The sequence below is a fragment of the Pantoea sp. X-Soil-ISGK-421 genome (genome assembly GCF_059730785.1).
Window position 1 is genome coordinate 372,136 of record NZ_AP035980.1, and the last position, 13,966, is coordinate 386,101.

The 13,966-nt window shown below is 55.9% G+C and carries 15 protein-coding genes; 5 read left to right on the forward strand and 10 right to left on the reverse strand.

What is annotated here, in order from left to right; all coding sequences use genetic code 11:
• Nucleotides 1-7: 7 nt before the first annotated feature.
• From AC6I8K_RS20395 to AC6I8K_RS20410, 4 genes are read right to left on the reverse strand one after another with little or no spacing between them, the layout of a single operon-like run.
• The gene (locus AC6I8K_RS20395; RefSeq protein WP_483818461.1) at nucleotides 8-886 is read right to left on the reverse strand and encodes a creatininase family protein; all 879 of its coding nucleotides are present in this window, start codon (nucleotides 884-886) and stop codon (nucleotides 8-10) included.
• Between the two features lie 14 nt (nucleotides 887-900).
• Nucleotides 901-1,356 carry a RidA family protein gene (locus AC6I8K_RS20400; protein WP_483818514.1) on the reverse strand — a complete coding sequence of 152 codons (456 nt, stop codon included), beginning with the start codon at nucleotides 1,354-1,356 and terminating at the stop codon, nucleotides 901-903.
• Nucleotides 1,346-2,545 carry an amidohydrolase family protein gene (locus tag AC6I8K_RS20405; protein ID WP_497827441.1) on the reverse strand — a complete coding sequence of 400 codons (1,200 nt, stop codon included), beginning with the start codon at nucleotides 2,543-2,545 and terminating at the stop codon, nucleotides 1,346-1,348. Before AC6I8K_RS20405 ends, AC6I8K_RS20400 begins: the two co-directional genes overlap by 11 nt.
• Nucleotides 2,542-3,492, reverse strand: coding sequence for a PDR/VanB family oxidoreductase (locus tag AC6I8K_RS20410; RefSeq protein WP_483818513.1), 951 nt, complete (start codon nucleotides 3,490-3,492; stop codon nucleotides 2,542-2,544). The genes AC6I8K_RS20405 and AC6I8K_RS20410 overlap by 4 nt, the downstream gene beginning before the upstream one ends.
• Nucleotides 3,493-3,638: 146 nt before the next feature.
• On the opposite strand from AC6I8K_RS20410, the gene AC6I8K_RS20415 reads away from it, so the two are divergent.
• Nucleotides 3,639-4,559 carry a LysR family transcriptional regulator gene (locus AC6I8K_RS20415; RefSeq protein WP_497827442.1) on the forward strand — a complete coding sequence of 307 codons (921 nt, stop codon included), beginning with the start codon at nucleotides 3,639-3,641 and terminating at the stop codon, nucleotides 4,557-4,559.
• A gap of 65 nt (nucleotides 4,560-4,624) precedes the next feature.
• Here AC6I8K_RS20415 and AC6I8K_RS20420 read toward each other — a convergent pair whose 3' ends face one another.
• Nucleotides 4,625-5,902, reverse strand: coding sequence for a glycoside hydrolase family 10-like protein (locus tag AC6I8K_RS20420; RefSeq protein WP_497827443.1), 1,278 nt, complete (start codon nucleotides 5,900-5,902; stop codon nucleotides 4,625-4,627).
• Nucleotides 5,799-6,083 (reverse strand): hypothetical protein, encoded by a 285-nt coding sequence (locus AC6I8K_RS20425; protein WP_497827679.1) that lies wholly within the window; start codon nucleotides 6,081-6,083, stop codon nucleotides 5,799-5,801. The genes AC6I8K_RS20420 and AC6I8K_RS20425 overlap by 104 nt, the downstream gene beginning before the upstream one ends.
• Nucleotides 6,084-6,139: 56 nt before the next feature.
• On the opposite strand from AC6I8K_RS20425, the gene AC6I8K_RS20430 reads away from it, so the two are divergent.
• On the forward strand, nucleotides 6,140-6,466 hold the full coding sequence (locus AC6I8K_RS20430; protein WP_064740076.1) for a hypothetical protein: 327 nt from the start codon (nucleotides 6,140-6,142) through the stop codon (nucleotides 6,464-6,466).
• A gap of 32 nt (nucleotides 6,467-6,498) precedes the next feature.
• On the opposite strand, the gene gabP is transcribed toward AC6I8K_RS20430, so the two are convergent.
• Together gabP and gabT are read right to left on the reverse strand one after the other, a co-directional pair.
• The gene (gabP, locus tag AC6I8K_RS20435; protein WP_483818457.1) at nucleotides 6,499-7,890 is read right to left on the reverse strand and encodes a GABA permease; all 1,392 of its coding nucleotides are present in this window, start codon (nucleotides 7,888-7,890) and stop codon (nucleotides 6,499-6,501) included.
• A 102-nt stretch (nucleotides 7,891-7,992) separates the two neighbouring features.
• Complete coding sequence (gene gabT / locus AC6I8K_RS20440; protein WP_497827444.1) at nucleotides 7,993-9,255, reverse strand: 4-aminobutyrate--2-oxoglutarate transaminase; 1,263 nt, start codon at nucleotides 9,253-9,255, stop codon at nucleotides 7,993-7,995.
• 109 nt (nucleotides 9,256-9,364) lie between these two features.
• Here gabT and pdxR point away from each other — a divergent pair, with 109 nt between their 5' ends.
• Nucleotides 9,365-10,849, forward strand: coding sequence for a MocR-like pyridoxine biosynthesis transcription factor PdxR (pdxR, locus tag AC6I8K_RS20445; protein WP_497827445.1), 1,485 nt, complete (start codon nucleotides 9,365-9,367; stop codon nucleotides 10,847-10,849).
• Between the two features lie 33 nt (nucleotides 10,850-10,882).
• On the opposite strand, the gene AC6I8K_RS20450 is transcribed toward pdxR, so the two are convergent.
• The gene (locus tag AC6I8K_RS20450; RefSeq protein WP_497827446.1) at nucleotides 10,883-11,746 is read right to left on the reverse strand and encodes an aldo/keto reductase family oxidoreductase; all 864 of its coding nucleotides are present in this window, start codon (nucleotides 11,744-11,746) and stop codon (nucleotides 10,883-10,885) included.
• A 97-nt stretch (nucleotides 11,747-11,843) separates the two neighbouring features.
• On the opposite strand from AC6I8K_RS20450, the gene AC6I8K_RS20455 reads away from it, so the two are divergent.
• Complete coding sequence (locus AC6I8K_RS20455; RefSeq protein WP_497827447.1) at nucleotides 11,844-12,761, forward strand: LysR substrate-binding domain-containing protein; 918 nt, start codon at nucleotides 11,844-11,846, stop codon at nucleotides 12,759-12,761.
• Here AC6I8K_RS20455 and AC6I8K_RS20460 read toward each other — a convergent pair.
• Complete coding sequence (locus tag AC6I8K_RS20460) at nucleotides 12,736-13,344, reverse strand: TetR/AcrR family transcriptional regulator (RefSeq protein WP_064740071.1); 609 nt, start codon at nucleotides 13,342-13,344, stop codon at nucleotides 12,736-12,738. The two genes, AC6I8K_RS20455 and AC6I8K_RS20460, sit on opposite strands and share 26 nt — an antisense overlap.
• 129 nt (nucleotides 13,345-13,473) lie before the next feature.
• On the opposite strand from AC6I8K_RS20460, the gene AC6I8K_RS20465 reads away from it, so the two are divergent.
• The gene (locus AC6I8K_RS20465; protein WP_064740070.1) at nucleotides 13,474-13,866 is read left to right on the forward strand and encodes a RidA family protein; all 393 of its coding nucleotides are present in this window, start codon (nucleotides 13,474-13,476) and stop codon (nucleotides 13,864-13,866) included.
• Nucleotides 13,867-13,966 lie beyond the last annotated feature (100 nt).

Below are 13,966 nucleotides of genomic sequence, written 5' to 3' on the forward strand. Positions count from 1 at the left end.
ATATTCCCTAGCGCGGTTGTAAAAAGGCGGCTGCGTCATTGTGGTCTAATACTTTGCCTTGCCACTGGCCGGTGCCCCACGCCGGTTCGGCGCGTGTCACCCATGTCATTTGATGCACTTCGGTGATCACGTTTGCCCAGCTTTCAGCCAGCGAATCGAGGATTGCCGCACCTTGCTCGGGGGTAGAAGGCAGCGGATCGCCAATGACGCCGCTCGGGCCAAAATCGTACGACGCCCACGCGGCCATCGGCTTGTTGGCAGAAAGCGTTGGGCAGGGGAATGCTGGCGGATAGTTGGCCACCGCTTTGTCCATTTGCACCGTATCGGGCGCCAGCGCCAGCATCAGCGCGGTTTCTGCGTGACCGGCATGCATCGCCATCTGACGCTCTTTGTCGTCCATAAAGCTTTCGGCGCAGTTGGGGACTTTGAAGGTGTCTTGCATGATGATAATCATGTCGCCGTGGCGCAGACGCAGTTCGCGCGCAGCCATCTGCAATGGCTGCGGCTGACCGCCATGGCCGTTAACCATCAGAAATTTGCGGAAACCGGCGCGATAGAGTGATTCCCCAATCTCCAGAATGGTGTGCAGCAGGGTTTCGCCGGTCAGCGTCAGCGTGCCGGGAAAATGCAGATGCTCATCAGATTTGCCGTAGGTGATCGGCGGAATCGCGTAAGCCGGGATTTCAGCGGGTAAGCGCGCCAGCGCGTGACCGACCACGCCGGAAGAGATTACGCTGTCGACCGCACACGGCAGATGCGGGCCATGCTGCTCAATCGCGCCGGTCGGCAACACGATCACAGTGTTGGCTTTATTTTCCAGCGTGGCGATGTCAGTCCAGCTTAGGTACGGCAAAAAGCGGTTTGCCGGAATATAACCATGCAACATTTCAACTCCTCGTGTTATTGCGGCAACCACGCCGTGGCTTCAACTTCAATTAAGACGTCCGGACTCGGCAACATTTCGCTCACCTGCACCACGGTTGAAACCGGCGGCTCAGCGGGGAAAAATTGCTTACGCACCCGGCTGTAATGGGGGAAGTGATCGAGATTGCGGAAGTACTGCACCAGCTTGAACACGTCGCTCATCTGGCCGCCCGCGCTTTCAATGGTGGTGCGGATGCTCTCCAGCACGTACCAACTCTGCGCCAGAATCGGGCCTTCTTTAATGTCGGTGGAGAACTCGCCGCTCCGCCCGAGCAGTCGCTGTGCCGCGGCAGGAATGTCGTCGTAGCCACGCACAATGGTGGCGGTTTGCGGATTCACCGGAATAATGCCGGAGAGAAAAATGAAATCGCCCGCGCGTCGCCACGCAGCATATTTCGCCAGCGGTTTTCCCGCGCCTTCATCAAGCGCCATTTGTTGTTTCTCCATAACGCACACCCTTTTTCAACCGATAGCGCTGACGTTGACGCAACGGCCAACTCGCCACATCGGCATCCGGAAAAATCACGACATCATTAGCCAGCAGCGCGCGGCGTTGGCATATCAGCGCGGAGGCCTCATCAAATGCCGCGCCCAGTTGCAGGCTCAACAAACCGCTAAACAGCGTATCAAGCGGGTCATAGCTGCCAAACGGGCAGAACGCATCCTGCACATTGTCAGCGCCGAGCAGCAGCGGAATGCCATGCGCCTGCGCCTCTTTCACCAGCGTTAAACCGCGCAGACGCGGCGTGCGGCCTGGCACTGCATCCTGTAGCAACAGGTTGGTGAGCGGCAGTGCAATTAGCGTGACGTTGTACTGCGCCAGCACGGCAAGAATCTGTTCCGCATCGTCCTGCTGCGATAACGCACAACTGTGGCTGCAGGTAATCGCGCCGCTAAATGGATGCTGCTGCAAATAGCGCGCCAGCCAGCGTAATCCCTGCGCTTCGACGCTAAGTTCTTCATCAATATGCAGATCGATATCCAGCTGCCACTGTTCTGCGGCGTCCAGCAGATGCTGAAACGCCTGCGCGTCCCAGTTGCTGCTGTGAATAAAGCCGCCCAGCAGTGCGCCGGGACCGCTGGTCGCCACCTGCGCGGCAATATGCTGCGCATCCCTGGCATCGGCGAAGAAACTGAGCGGCGCGAGTGCCACGCGCTCAATGCTGCACAACGGATGGTGCAGATCGCCAATCACTTGCCACGCTAATGGTGCATCGACGGAGAACCAGTCGATATGGGTGCGCAGCAAGCCGACACCGGCTTCAACCGCCCACTGCAGCGCCCGCGTGGCGCGCAGTTGCAGATCCTCTGCGTTCCAGTGCGCGCGGTCCTGATGCATCGCGGTAATTGCCGCCAGCAATCCAGGCTGCTGCGCCGGGCTGCGCTCAAAGGTGAAGGTTTTATCCAGATGTGCATGCGGCTCGATAAACGCGGGCAGCACCAGCGCACCCTTTAGCGGCAGATAATTAGCCGGTAATTCTGCGTTGTCGGGTTCGAATTGCAGGCCAGCAGCATGAAAATGTAAGGTCGCCAGCTGTGGTTGATTGTGGGTAACAGGCCAGTTCTCTGGCAGCAGCCAACGGGGTAAACGTGCGCCAGTCGCACCCGGATAGCCGCTCATAGATCCAGAACCAGCAGCGGGGAGCGGGCGCGCGAGCAGCACAGCACAATGCAATCATTGGCCGCGCGCTCTTGCTGGCTTAGTACATCGTCACGATGATCCGGTTCGCCCGCCAATACGCCGGTGATACAGGCACCGCACATGCCTTGTTCGCACGAGAGTTCGATGTCAATTCCTGCATCTTCCAGCACCTCGGCAATACTTTGTTCCGCGCCCACGATAAAGCGTGCGCCGCTAGAGGCGATCTCTACTGCAAATGCACCGCCAGTAATCAGCGTTGTGGTGGGTTTGAAGCGTTCACTGTGCAACTGATCGGCCTGCCAGCCGTACTGCAATGCCAATTGCTGCAGATGATCCATAAAGCCCGCCGGGCCGCAGGACATTAACACGCTGTTTTGTGGCTGAGTGAGATCGTCGGGAACATGCTGGCGCAGGCTGTCGCCTTCGCTGCTGAAATGAATGATGGCGTGATCGCCAAGTCTGCTTAGGCGTTCGCTGAAAGCCAGTTCGTCGGCGCGCTTCAGGTAGATGTGCAGGGTGAAATCCGCCTGACGTGCCGCCAGCGCTTCGGCCATTATCAACAGCGGCGTTAAGCCAATCCCTGCGGCAAACAGCAGCGTTCGCGGTGCCTGCGGCAGCGGGAAGTGGTTGCGCGGTGCGGAGATGTGTAAGGCATCGCCCAAAGCCAGCTGCTGATGCAACCAGCGTGATCCGCCGGTTGATCGCGCATCAAGTCGCACGCAGATTTGGTAACCATCGGCATTATCCGGCGCTGAACAAAGCGAATACTGGCGTTTACCGCAGTCGGGAATAAGCACATCGATATGCGCGCCGGGCGTAAAGTCGGGGAGCGGTTGGTCGCGGCGACTCGCCAGCGTGAGTAACACATTGCCTGCACCGTTGAACTGCTTTGCGATGACGGTGACGGCGAGTTCGGTAGATTTCATCATCTGTCTGCCTGAACAGGGATATCAGCAGCGACAAGGCCGCGTAAACCCTTGTTTTTATCATGGCAGCGATTATTATTTTGCTCATGTGTAAGCGTCCATCTGTTTAATTCGCATGATGCGTTGCAAAAAAGAGAGCACCCCTTATGTTCGCCTTCTCCCGATTTCTACTCTATTTCACTGAAGTGGCCCGCCAGGGTTCGCTGCGCAAGGCTTCTGAGGTGCTACATGTCTCCGCATCATCGATCGACCGGCAGATTTTGCGGGTCGAGGAGCAATTGGATATGCCGCTGTTTGAGCGCCATCCATCAGGATTACGTATGACCGCCGCCGGCGAGATCTTGCTGAATGCCGCAAAAAACTGGCAGCGCGACTTTGGCCGCGTCTGTACGCAACTGGACGATCTGCGCGGCCTCCGCCATGGCCACGTGCATATCGCCACCATTGATGCCATTAACCGCGGATTCTTCTCGTCGATATTGCAACGTATTCGCGCTGAATATCCGGGCATCTCCTTCACCTTGACCACCATGAGTAACATCCATATCGCCAACGCATTGGCGTCGGGCGATGCGGACTTCGGCATCATGCTCAACCCCCAAAGCTCCCGCGAACTGCTGGTGAAGTCGTTTGCCGATCTGCGTCTCGGCATTGTGGTGAGCAGCCAGCATCCGCTGGCCAATCTGGAATCCATTCGTTTTAGCCACTGCGAATCGTGGCCGTTTATCGTGCCCGCTGCCCCCTTGATGCTTGCCGACCCGCTTGAAGCACTGATAAACAGTTCGGGGATTAAGATCAATGAGGTGGCGCGTACCAATAATATTCATATGCTGCGCTCGCTGGTGCGCGATGACGTAGGAATTAGCTTGATGTGCTGGCTGGATATTGTGGATGAGTATCGACGTGGCGAACTGAAATTTATCCCGCTGATCGACACCGTGCTAAAGCCGTTTACGCTGTCGCTGTGCGTTGCGCCGCAGCGGCAACTTTCAATTGCCGCTTCTATGATGCTGCGTGAGCTGGAGTCGTTTTTTGCGTTAATGCAGAGTGAAGCGTTACTGGCTTAATCTGCATGTTTTGTAGCGGCGCAATGTATTGCGTGATAAATCGCGCCGCAAGAGGGTATGCAGCGTTAATTGCCCCAGCGGCTCCGCAAATAATTTACCGCGTCCTGGGTTTGCGGCTGATTAAGGTAATTCTCGCGGAACAAAATGGTGCCGTTAATTTGCGGTAGCGACTCATTAAGATCGAGCTGCTTTTTAAGCTCCGGCACGCCGCCATTGACCGTCCAGTCTGGCTCGCTTTTCGACGCTTCACCGATTTTATACAGCGCGACGCCAATGTAGAGCCGCGTGTGCGTTTGTTTCACCACCTCCGCCCACCAGTTGGCTAACACGTCGTACCGTGCGGCCTGGCGCGCAAACGGCCAGTAAAGCTGCGGCGCGATGTAATCAAGCAGGCCCATTTGCACCCAGCGACGCGTATCGGCATACGCTTCATCGTAGGCAGCTGCACCGCGCGTGTCAGAACCCGCCGCATCATGCGAACGATTGCGCCACACGCCCGCGGGGCTGACGCCGAATTCAACGTTGGGATTCAGCTGCTTGATAGTGCGCGACACCTGCTCGATTAACAGCAGCGTATTGTTGCGCCGCCAGTCGGCTTTCGAGGCAAAGCCCTGGCCATATTGGCGGAAGGTGGCGTTGTCGTTGAGGGTTGAACCCGGCGTTTCGGTATAAAAATAGTCATCAAACTGCACACCGTCGATCGGATAATGCGACACCACTTCGGCGACGATGCTAGTGATCCAGTCACGCGCAGCAGGAATGCCGGGATCGAGCACGAAGCGATCGCTGGCAGTGCGAATCCAATCGCGATGCAGTACAAACACGCTGGCCGGTTGCAGCGCTAACGTGTTATTCAACGCGTTAATCGTGGAAGGTTTGACGTTGGTCGATACGCGATAGGGATTGAACCACGCATGCACTTTCATGCCGCGCTTGTGTGCCTCATCCAGCATAAATTTCAGCGGATCGTAGCCGGGATCCTGACCGATTTTACCGGTCATCATATCTGACCACGGTAGGATGCTTGAACGCCACAGCGCGGTGCCATCGGGCTTCACCTGGAAAAAAACGGTGTTGATACCGAGACGTTGCAAATTATCCAGCTTATCAGTCAACGCTTGTTGCTGTTGATGGATGCGGGTTGCCGGGCTGGCATTCACTGAATTGATTGGCGGCCAATCGAGGCGCGAAACCGTCGTCAGCCACACGCCGCGCACCGGTTCTTTGCTCAGCGTCGGTTTAGTGGGCATTGGTGGTTTCGTTACCGGCGGCATCGGCGTCACCAGCGATTTTGGCGGCGGCGAGGAGCAACTGACGAGTGAGAGGGCGACGGCCATAGCCATCAACGCAGCGGATTTCCTGACGTTTTTGACCCGGGTAAAACGATGTGAACAGGCTATGATAAACTCCCTTTCTTGCAACTTTCTGTTCGAAGAGCCTCATTCTCTTATCATGCGAACTAAAGTCAATATTCGTGTCATTCATTGCGCGATGAATCGCGCCGTTAGGGGAACGTGCATTCATCTTGTGGCTGCGCAAATTATTGCGCGTCATTTATTTAATTGAGGAACCCAACACCTATGCAATACGAAGACCTTTATCGCCGTATCGGCCAGATTATCTTTAGCTGTGGGCCAGAAGGTGCGCGGGAATTGATCGTCCAGGCCGAATTGTTTGCGGACGATGATGGCGGGCAGTTTCAGTTCGATTACATCGATGAAAACGGTGAACCGGATTGGTTTGAACCCGATGCGCGCGCCATTGGCGATCTCTCGGAGGCGCTGAAAGCGTTTCAGCAATACTTCGTGGATAACAATATGACCAACGGTCTGCCGGTGTGGCGCAAATGCGCCATTAACCTTAACGTGCTGGAAGAGGCGATCAGCATCGACGTACAGTACGATTAAGTTCCGCGGCATCCTTGCCCGGAATGCATCTGCTACGAACGTAACGCTACCATCTGCTCGTTTTTACGCGCGACGCGTTTGCGTTGCACAATGCGGCTAGCGGCAACCACAGCCAGCGTTAACAGGCCGGTGGCGATAATCTCTGGGCGGTGTTGTTGGTTAAACAGCATGGCAATCAACACGCCAACAATGAACACCATCGTCGCCCATGTCAGGCCCGGGAACAGCCACATGCGATAGCTGAGGGTTTCGCCGCGCGCTTCGCGCTTCTTGCGCAGCACCAAATGGGATGCGGCGATCACCAGATACACCAGCAACGCAATCGCACCGGAACTCGCCAGCAGAAACTCAAACACCGCGCTTGGCGCCAGATAGTTGGCGATTACCGCGAGGAAGGCCGCCGCCGTTGAAAGCAATACCGCCACCCACGGCGTGCCGCTGCGCGTGGTGCGCGACGCGATGGCCGGTGCATCCTCACGACGTGACAGCGAATACATCATGCGTGATGCGGTATAAAGTGCCGAGTTGAGACAGCTACACACCGCAATTAATACCACCACATCAACAATCTGCTTCGCGTACGGCACGTTCATCATCTGCATCGCCGTTTGGTAAGAACCCGCTTTCATCAGCGACGGGGTATTCCACGGCACCAGTGCTACCACGATGAAAATCGACAGCAGATAGAACAGCGCGATGCGCCAGATCACCGAGTTAGTGGCCTGCGTGATTTGTTTCTTCGGCTCGCGTGATTCCGCAGCGGCAATGGTGACAATCTCTGTACCCATAAACGAGAACATGGTGGTGAGGATCGCAGCCAGCACCGCGCTGATGCCATTTGGCATAAAGCCTTTATCATACAGATGTGAAATGCCTTGGGTGCTGCTGCCCGGCATCAAACCAAATATTGCCAGACTGCCCGCGCAGAGAAACGCCACAATCGCGACCACCTTTAATAACGCGAACCAGAATTCAAACTCGCCGTAGTTCTTCACACTAAACAGGTTGCTAATGGTGAGGAACGTGGTGATTGCCAGCGTGTATTCCCAGACGGCGACTTGCGGAAACCACGAGTGCAAAATGGTGCCCGCGGCGTTCGCTTCCAGCGGGATCACCAACACCCAAAACCACCAGTAAAGCCAGCCGATCGTGAATCCAGCCCAACGGCCAAGCGATTTATCGGCATACGTCGAGAAGGATCCAGAATCGGGCGATGCCACCGCCATTTCCGCTAACATGCGCATAATCAATACGACCAGCGCGCCGGCAGCAATGTAGGCCAGCAGTACCGCAGGACCGGCTTCGGCGATCGCATGACCTGAGCCGACAAACAATCCGGCACCGATAACGCCACCAATCGATAACATCCGCACATGGCGCGGCTTCAGGCCTTGCGCCAGGACATCGGCTTTCTGTGAACTCATCAATATTTCTCCAAAGCGTCTCTCAGGCAGCGCGAGGCGCAGCCGGGTTACAACAGGTGAGAAGCCCAGCCCGTGGTACGAGCTGGGTAGATTGGCAAAAGCCTACGAATCGACGTGTTGACGCAGCACGCTACTGAGGATATCCAGCGCCTGGCCGAACTGCGCATCAGGAATGGTGAGCGGATAGAGGAAGCGGATGACGTTGCCTTGTGGCCCGCAGGTGAGCAGCAGCAGCCCAAGCGCCATCGCCTGTTGCTGGATGGTTTGCGCCATTTGCGGGCTGGCAAACTCCACCGCAATCATTGAGCCAAGACCACGAATATCGGTGATGGATGAACACTGAGCGCGCGCGCTGTGCAGGAACGCCGTCAACTGTGCGCCCAGCTGCTCAGACCGTTCACACAGCTTCTCGTCGGCGATCACGTCAAGTACCGCGTGCGCCGAGGCAATCGCCAGCGGGTTACCGGCGTAAGTACCGCCCAAGCCGCCAGGACCTGGCGCATCCATAATGTCGGCGCGGCCGCTGACTGCCGATAAGGGCATGCCGCCCGCGAGGCTTTTCGCCATGGTGATAAGATCCGGTTTCACCGCATAGTGATCCATCGCAAACAACTTGCCGGTGCGGGCAAAGCCGGTTTGTACTTCGTCGGCAATCAGCAGAATGCCGTGTTCATCAGCCAGCGCACGCAGACGGTTCATGAACTCGGGGGGCGCAACGTGGAATCCGCCTTCACCCTGAATCGGCTCCAGCACGATAGCGGCAATATCCTGCGGTGCGATGTCCTGCGTGAAGATGTCCTGTAAGCTTGCCAGCGCATCATCGATGCTGATGCCCGTGACGCTGTTGGGATAGCGCGCATGCCATACCGACGCGGGCATGGGCCCGAAGTCGCGTTTATAGGGTGCCACTTTGCCGGTCATTGCCATGGTCATGAAGGTACGACCATGGAAAGCATTGCCGAAGGTGATGATGCCGTGACGACGCGTAGCGGCTCGTGCCACTTTCACGGCATTTTCTACTGCTTCAGCGCCGGTGGAGAAGAACGCGGTTTTCACTTTGCCGGCAATGGGCACGATACGATTAAGGCGTTCGGCCAGCGCCACATAGCTTTCATAAGGCGTAACCTGAAATGCGGTATGGGTAAATTTCGCTAACTGTTCAGTCATTGCCTGCACGATACGCGGATGGCGATGACCGGTGTTCAGCACCGCGATACCGCCAGCGAAATCGATCCAACTGTTACCTTCAACATCGCGCAGCGTTGCGTTCTCAGCGTGATCCACATACCACTGACACAGATTGCCGGTGCCGCGTGGCAGGGCGTCATCTTTACGTTGCTGCAACTGGCTGTTTTTACCTTCCATAATCTTTCCTTAGCAATAAGCGTCTTTACAAATCACGACAAACACGCTTATTTATGCCCGAGCTGAGTTATGATGCCAGAGCCACTTTCAGTAAAAAGGAGGGAGCCAATTGCGAAGTTTGTACGCCGATCATGTATTAGAACGTCTGCAATTTATGCAGGAAGGGACTTTGCAGCAGCGTTTGCTGAGCTGTATGCAAATGGCTATCGCGGACGGGATTTTTCCGCGCGCCACCCGATTGCCCGCCACGCGCGATTTAGCACGCGAGTTGTCGGTGTCACGCAATACGGTATTGAACGTGTATGAACATTTGATCGCGCAGGGTTACGTTACAGCGCGTACTGGAAGCGGCACATGGATCGCCGAAAATCTTCCCGAAGGCTCGCTCACCACGCCACGTAATGGCCCGGAAATGGCACCGCTGGTGGCAAAACCGGCTGCCTTATCTAAACGCGGTGCGTCTCTGCTCGGTCATGCGAACGCGTCGCCGTATCAGTGGGGCGCATTCGTGCCAGGCGCGCCCGATGTCACGCAGTTTCCACATAAGTTGTTCAGCCAAATTCAGGCGCGTTTGAATCGCGAGCCGGATATTGAACGGCTGATTTACAGCAGCAACGGCGGCTGTGCGCAGCTGCGTGCAGCGTTAGCGGAGTACCTCAGCGTGGCGCGCTCGGTGCGCGCTGATGCCGATCAAATCATCATCACCGAAGGCGTTCATCAGGCGGTCGATTTGGTTTCACGCGTGTTGTGCGATCCGGGCGATCAGGTGTGGATCGAAGAGCCTGGTTATTGGGGGACGCGAAATTTATTGCGCATTAATGGTCTGAAAATCAACGCGATTTCAGTGGATGAGCAGGGATTGATCCCTGATTTACCGCCGCGCAGTCGTGCGCCGAAAATGATTTTCGTGACACCGTCACACCAATATCCTCTCGGCGTACATCTTAGTCTGGAACGCCGCAAACAACTTCTTGATCTGGCGCGCAAGCATAAAACCTGGCTAGTGGAAGACGATTACGACAGCGAATTTCGTTTTTCTGGTCAGCCGTTCCCTTCACTGCAAGGATTTGAACCGGATGCGCCGGTGATTTATATGGGCACCTTCAGCAAGACACTTTATCCCGCTTTACGCCTCGGTTATTTGGTGGTGCCAAAAGCCCTGGCGCAACCGCTGCGCGTGGCGGCTGCGGAACTGTATCGCGGCGGTCATCTGCTGGTGCAGCGTGCGCTGGCAGAGTTCATTCAGAAAGGGCATTACATGTCGCACATTCGCCGGATGCGTAAGCTCTACAGCCAGCGGCGGCGCTTTATGATCAGCCTGATTGAACGCTACCTCGGAAACGCTTTTTTGCCACTAGCCAATCACGAGGCAGGATTGCATTTAGTGATGAATTTGCCTGCTGGCTGTGATGATGTGGCGGTGGCCGCGCTGGCGCTGAGGCGCGGCGTGAAGGTGCGACCGCTATCGCAATATTATATGCATCCGCAAGAACGGCGCGGATTGCTGCTGGGTTTTGCCTGTGTCAATGAAAAGCAGTGTCAGGATGCGTTTGGTACGCTGAAAGGGTGTTTGGCGGAGATGAGGATCATTTAAGAGGTGGTCGCCATGCCTGGCGACCGCCTGCGCTTAGGGTTGAGCGATGCTATTTAACCGTTGCACGATTTCAGGCGTAAGTTTCACTTCAGCGCTTGCAAGGTTCTGCTTCAGGTGCTCTGGCGATGAAGTCCCCGGAATCAGCAGAATGTTGGGCGAACGCTGCAGCAGCCAGGCCAGCGCTACCTGTAACGGCGTCGCGCTGAGTTCCTTCGCCACGTCGCTCAACTGATCTGATTGCAGCGGTGAAAACCCACCGAGCGGAAAGAACGGCACGTAGGGAATGCCTTGTGCTGCCAGTTGGTCGAGCAGCGCCTCATCCTGCCGATTGGCCAGATTGTACAGGTTTTGCACGCAGGCGATAGGTGTCATGGCTTGTGCTTCGGCTACCTGTTTGGCGGTAACGTTGCTTAGACCAATGTGACGAATCAGACCGCGCTCTTTCAACTTGATCATCGCTTCAACCTGCGGCTCCAGCGATCCTTCTTTCGGTCCATACACGTCTAACATTGAACGCAGATTCACGACTTCCATCACTTCAAGTCCCAGATTACGCAGGTTATCTTCCACCGCCTGTGTCAGCGCCTCCGGGGTAAACGCGGGCTTCCAGCCCCCTTTTTCGTCACGACGTGCGCCCACTTTGCTGACGATCACCAGATCCTCTGCGTAAGGATACAGCGCTTGTTTAATCAGCTGATTGGTGATGTGCGGGCCATAAAAATCGCTGGTATCAATATGGTTTACGCCTGCTGCGACAGCATCACGCAGCACCTGCAAAGCGCGAGCTTCATCTTTTGGCGGACCAAATACACCGGGACCTGCAAGCTGCATGGCACCGTAACCAAGACGAGCCACCTGGCGATCGCCAAGCGTGTAAGTCAATACTGGATAAGACATGGGAAACTCCTTCATCAGTGTGTGGTTAGATTGTAATCGCCAAACAGCTGTGCAACTATCCGTGCAAATCGGGACACATTGTGCGAGATGACGAACAATGGCAGTAGATATAGCTCTGCTACACGCGGTAGTCGCGGTGGCAAAAGCCGGAGGCTTTCGTGAGGCAGCGCGCATGACCGGTAGCAATCCGTCACGCTTGAGTGATGCGGTACGGCGGGCTGAAGAGCAGCTTGGCGTGCGACTTTTTAACCGCACCACGCGCACAGTGGCGTTAACGGAAGCCGGCAGGGCGCTGATGTCGCGTCTGCTGCCGGCGATGAACGAAGTGGATGCGGCACTTGATGCATTGAATAATTTCCGGGATACGCCGGGTGGCACCTTACGTTTGAATGTGCCGGTCAGTGCGGCGCGCATCGTGTTACCGGCGATAGTGCCGGGATTTCTGCAACGCTATCCGGATATCCAGCTGGAAGTGGTGGCGGAAAGCAATGTGCAGGATGTGTTCCGCGACAGCTGTGATGCTGGCATTCGTTACGACGATCATCTGGAGCAGGACATGGTCGCGCTGCCAATTGGCCCGCGCACCCAGCGCTTTGCTTTGGCGGCTGCACCCGCTTATCTGGCGACGTTCGGCTCGCCGCAACATCCGCGCGACCTGATTCAGCATCGCTGCTTGCACGGACGCTATGCGACGGGCGTGATCGCCGAGTGGGAATTCACCTGCGGCGAGGACACTGTGCGCTTGCAACCGAAAGGGCCGCTGATTTGTAGTATCGGTGCGGCGATGGATCTCACGGTGGAAGCAGCGATTGCTGGGTGCGGCGTGGTGTATCTGTTCGAGGATTGGCTCAAACCGGCGCTGAGTGATGGCAGACTACAACCGATTTTGCCGGAATGGTGGCACAGCTTTTCCGGCCTGTGGCTCTATTACAACGATCGTCGATTAATCCCGGCGCCGCTGCAGGCGTTTCTGGATTATGTGCGCGAGCTTAATGCCCAGCCGCTTCCGGGTTAACCAGCAACCCGGACATCAGCAGACGGAAAGCGTCCACGGCACGCGGCAAAGCCGCGACCGGCTCATTTGAGGCCGCTATCCATAGCGCCGCATTCAGTGCGGCGCCGTTGACCAGTTGCGCCGCAGCTTCCGTATCGACCGCTTTTACTGTCCCTTCTTCAATCAGCAGCGCCAGCATATCTGCGGTAGTGCGCAAGCACGCACTTTGATTCGGCCATTGCGAGGGATCGCCTAACACCGCCGGGCCATCCAGCAGCATGATGCGTTGTACTTCTGGCTCGAGCGACATCTCAATATAGGTAATAGCTTCGGCGAGGAATGCATGCCATCTCGAGGTAAATTGTTGTCCGGCAGCACGCATCTGGCTGAGTATTTCTGCATCGATTTGGTCGATAACTGCCTGCAATAAGCCTTTTTTGTCGCCAAAATTATGATAAAGCGCACCACGGGTTAGACCGACTTCTGCGGTTAAGTCATCCATTGATGCAGCGCTATAGCCTTTTTCCGCAAAAGCCCGTCGTGCCGCTTCGATAAGTTTGCCACGCGTCTCTTCTACCTGTTGCGCTCGCCGTCTGACTGCCATATTGCCCTCTCGAAATAGTGTTGACATACGCCGTGTATGTTATCCATAGTAATACATACGCGGCGTATGTAAAAGCACTTCCGGTGTCGCTCACCGGCTAACAGATTATTTCCCATCAGGAGAGAGATTATGAGCAAACGCGAGGCGATATTTCCAGCAGGGAGACAAGCTTTGTATGAGATAAACAGTTATTCGGCAGCGATACGTTCTGGCGATTTACTGTTTGTTTCTGGTCAAGTGGGCAGCCGCGAAGACGGTTCAGCGGAGCCCGATTTTGCGCGCCAGGTCAATCTGGCGTTCGAAAATCTGCAAGCCGTGCTGAAAGCGGCGGGTTGTAGCCTGGATGATGTGGTTGATGTCACTTCGTTTCATACCGATCCGGAAAAGCAGTTCGCAACGGTAAATGAGGTACGACTGCGCTTTTTTGGTGAACCACCTTATCCAAACTGGACCGCGGTTGGCGTTAACTGGTTGGCGGGTTTTGATTTTGAAATTAAGGTCATTGCGCGCATTCCACAGTAATTCCGCTTGTGGCTTAATAGCGTCATCATTCATGACGACGTCTATGAAAGCCAATAAAAAAGCCGATAACCGTTGCCAGTTATCGGCTTTTTGTAGCAAA

Coding starts and splice junctions, on each gene's coding strand:
- AC6I8K_RS20395 (WP_483818461.1), bottom strand. CDS start 886: ATGTTGCATGGTTATATTCCGGCAAACCGCTTTTTGCCGTACCTAAGC.
- AC6I8K_RS20400 (WP_483818514.1), bottom strand. CDS start 1,356: ATGGCGCTTGATGAAGGCGCGGGAAAACCGCTGGCGAAATATGCTGCG.
- AC6I8K_RS20405 (WP_497827441.1), bottom strand. CDS start 2,545: ATGAGCGGCTATCCGGGTGCGACTGGCGCACGTTTACCCCGTTGGCTG.
- AC6I8K_RS20410 (WP_483818513.1), bottom strand. CDS start 3,492: ATGAAATCTACCGAACTCGCCGTCACCGTCATCGCAAAGCAGTTCAAC.
- AC6I8K_RS20415 (WP_497827442.1), top strand. CDS start 3,639: ATGTTCGCCTTCTCCCGATTTCTACTCTATTTCACTGAAGTGGCCCGC.
- AC6I8K_RS20420 (WP_497827443.1), bottom strand. CDS start 5,902: ATGGCTATGGCCGTCGCCCTCTCACTCGTCAGTTGCTCCTCGCCGCCG.
- AC6I8K_RS20425 (WP_497827679.1), bottom strand. CDS start 6,083: ATGAATGCACGTTCCCCTAACGGCGCGATTCATCGCGCAATGAATGAC.
- AC6I8K_RS20430 (WP_064740076.1), top strand. CDS start 6,140: ATGCAATACGAAGACCTTTATCGCCGTATCGGCCAGATTATCTTTAGC.
- gabP (WP_483818457.1), bottom strand. CDS start 7,890: ATGAGTTCACAGAAAGCCGATGTCCTGGCGCAAGGCCTGAAGCCGCGC.
- gabT (WP_497827444.1), bottom strand. CDS start 9,255: ATGGAAGGTAAAAACAGCCAGTTGCAGCAACGTAAAGATGACGCCCTG.
- AC6I8K_RS20450 (WP_497827446.1), bottom strand. CDS start 11,746: ATGTCTTATCCAGTATTGACTTACACGCTTGGCGATCGCCAGGTGGCT.
- AC6I8K_RS20455 (WP_497827447.1), top strand. CDS start 11,844: ATGGCAGTAGATATAGCTCTGCTACACGCGGTAGTCGCGGTGGCAAAA.
- AC6I8K_RS20460 (WP_064740071.1), bottom strand. CDS start 13,344: ATGGCAGTCAGACGGCGAGCGCAACAGGTAGAAGAGACGCGTGGCAAA.
- AC6I8K_RS20465 (WP_064740070.1), top strand. CDS start 13,474: ATGAGCAAACGCGAGGCGATATTTCCAGCAGGGAGACAAGCTTTGTAT.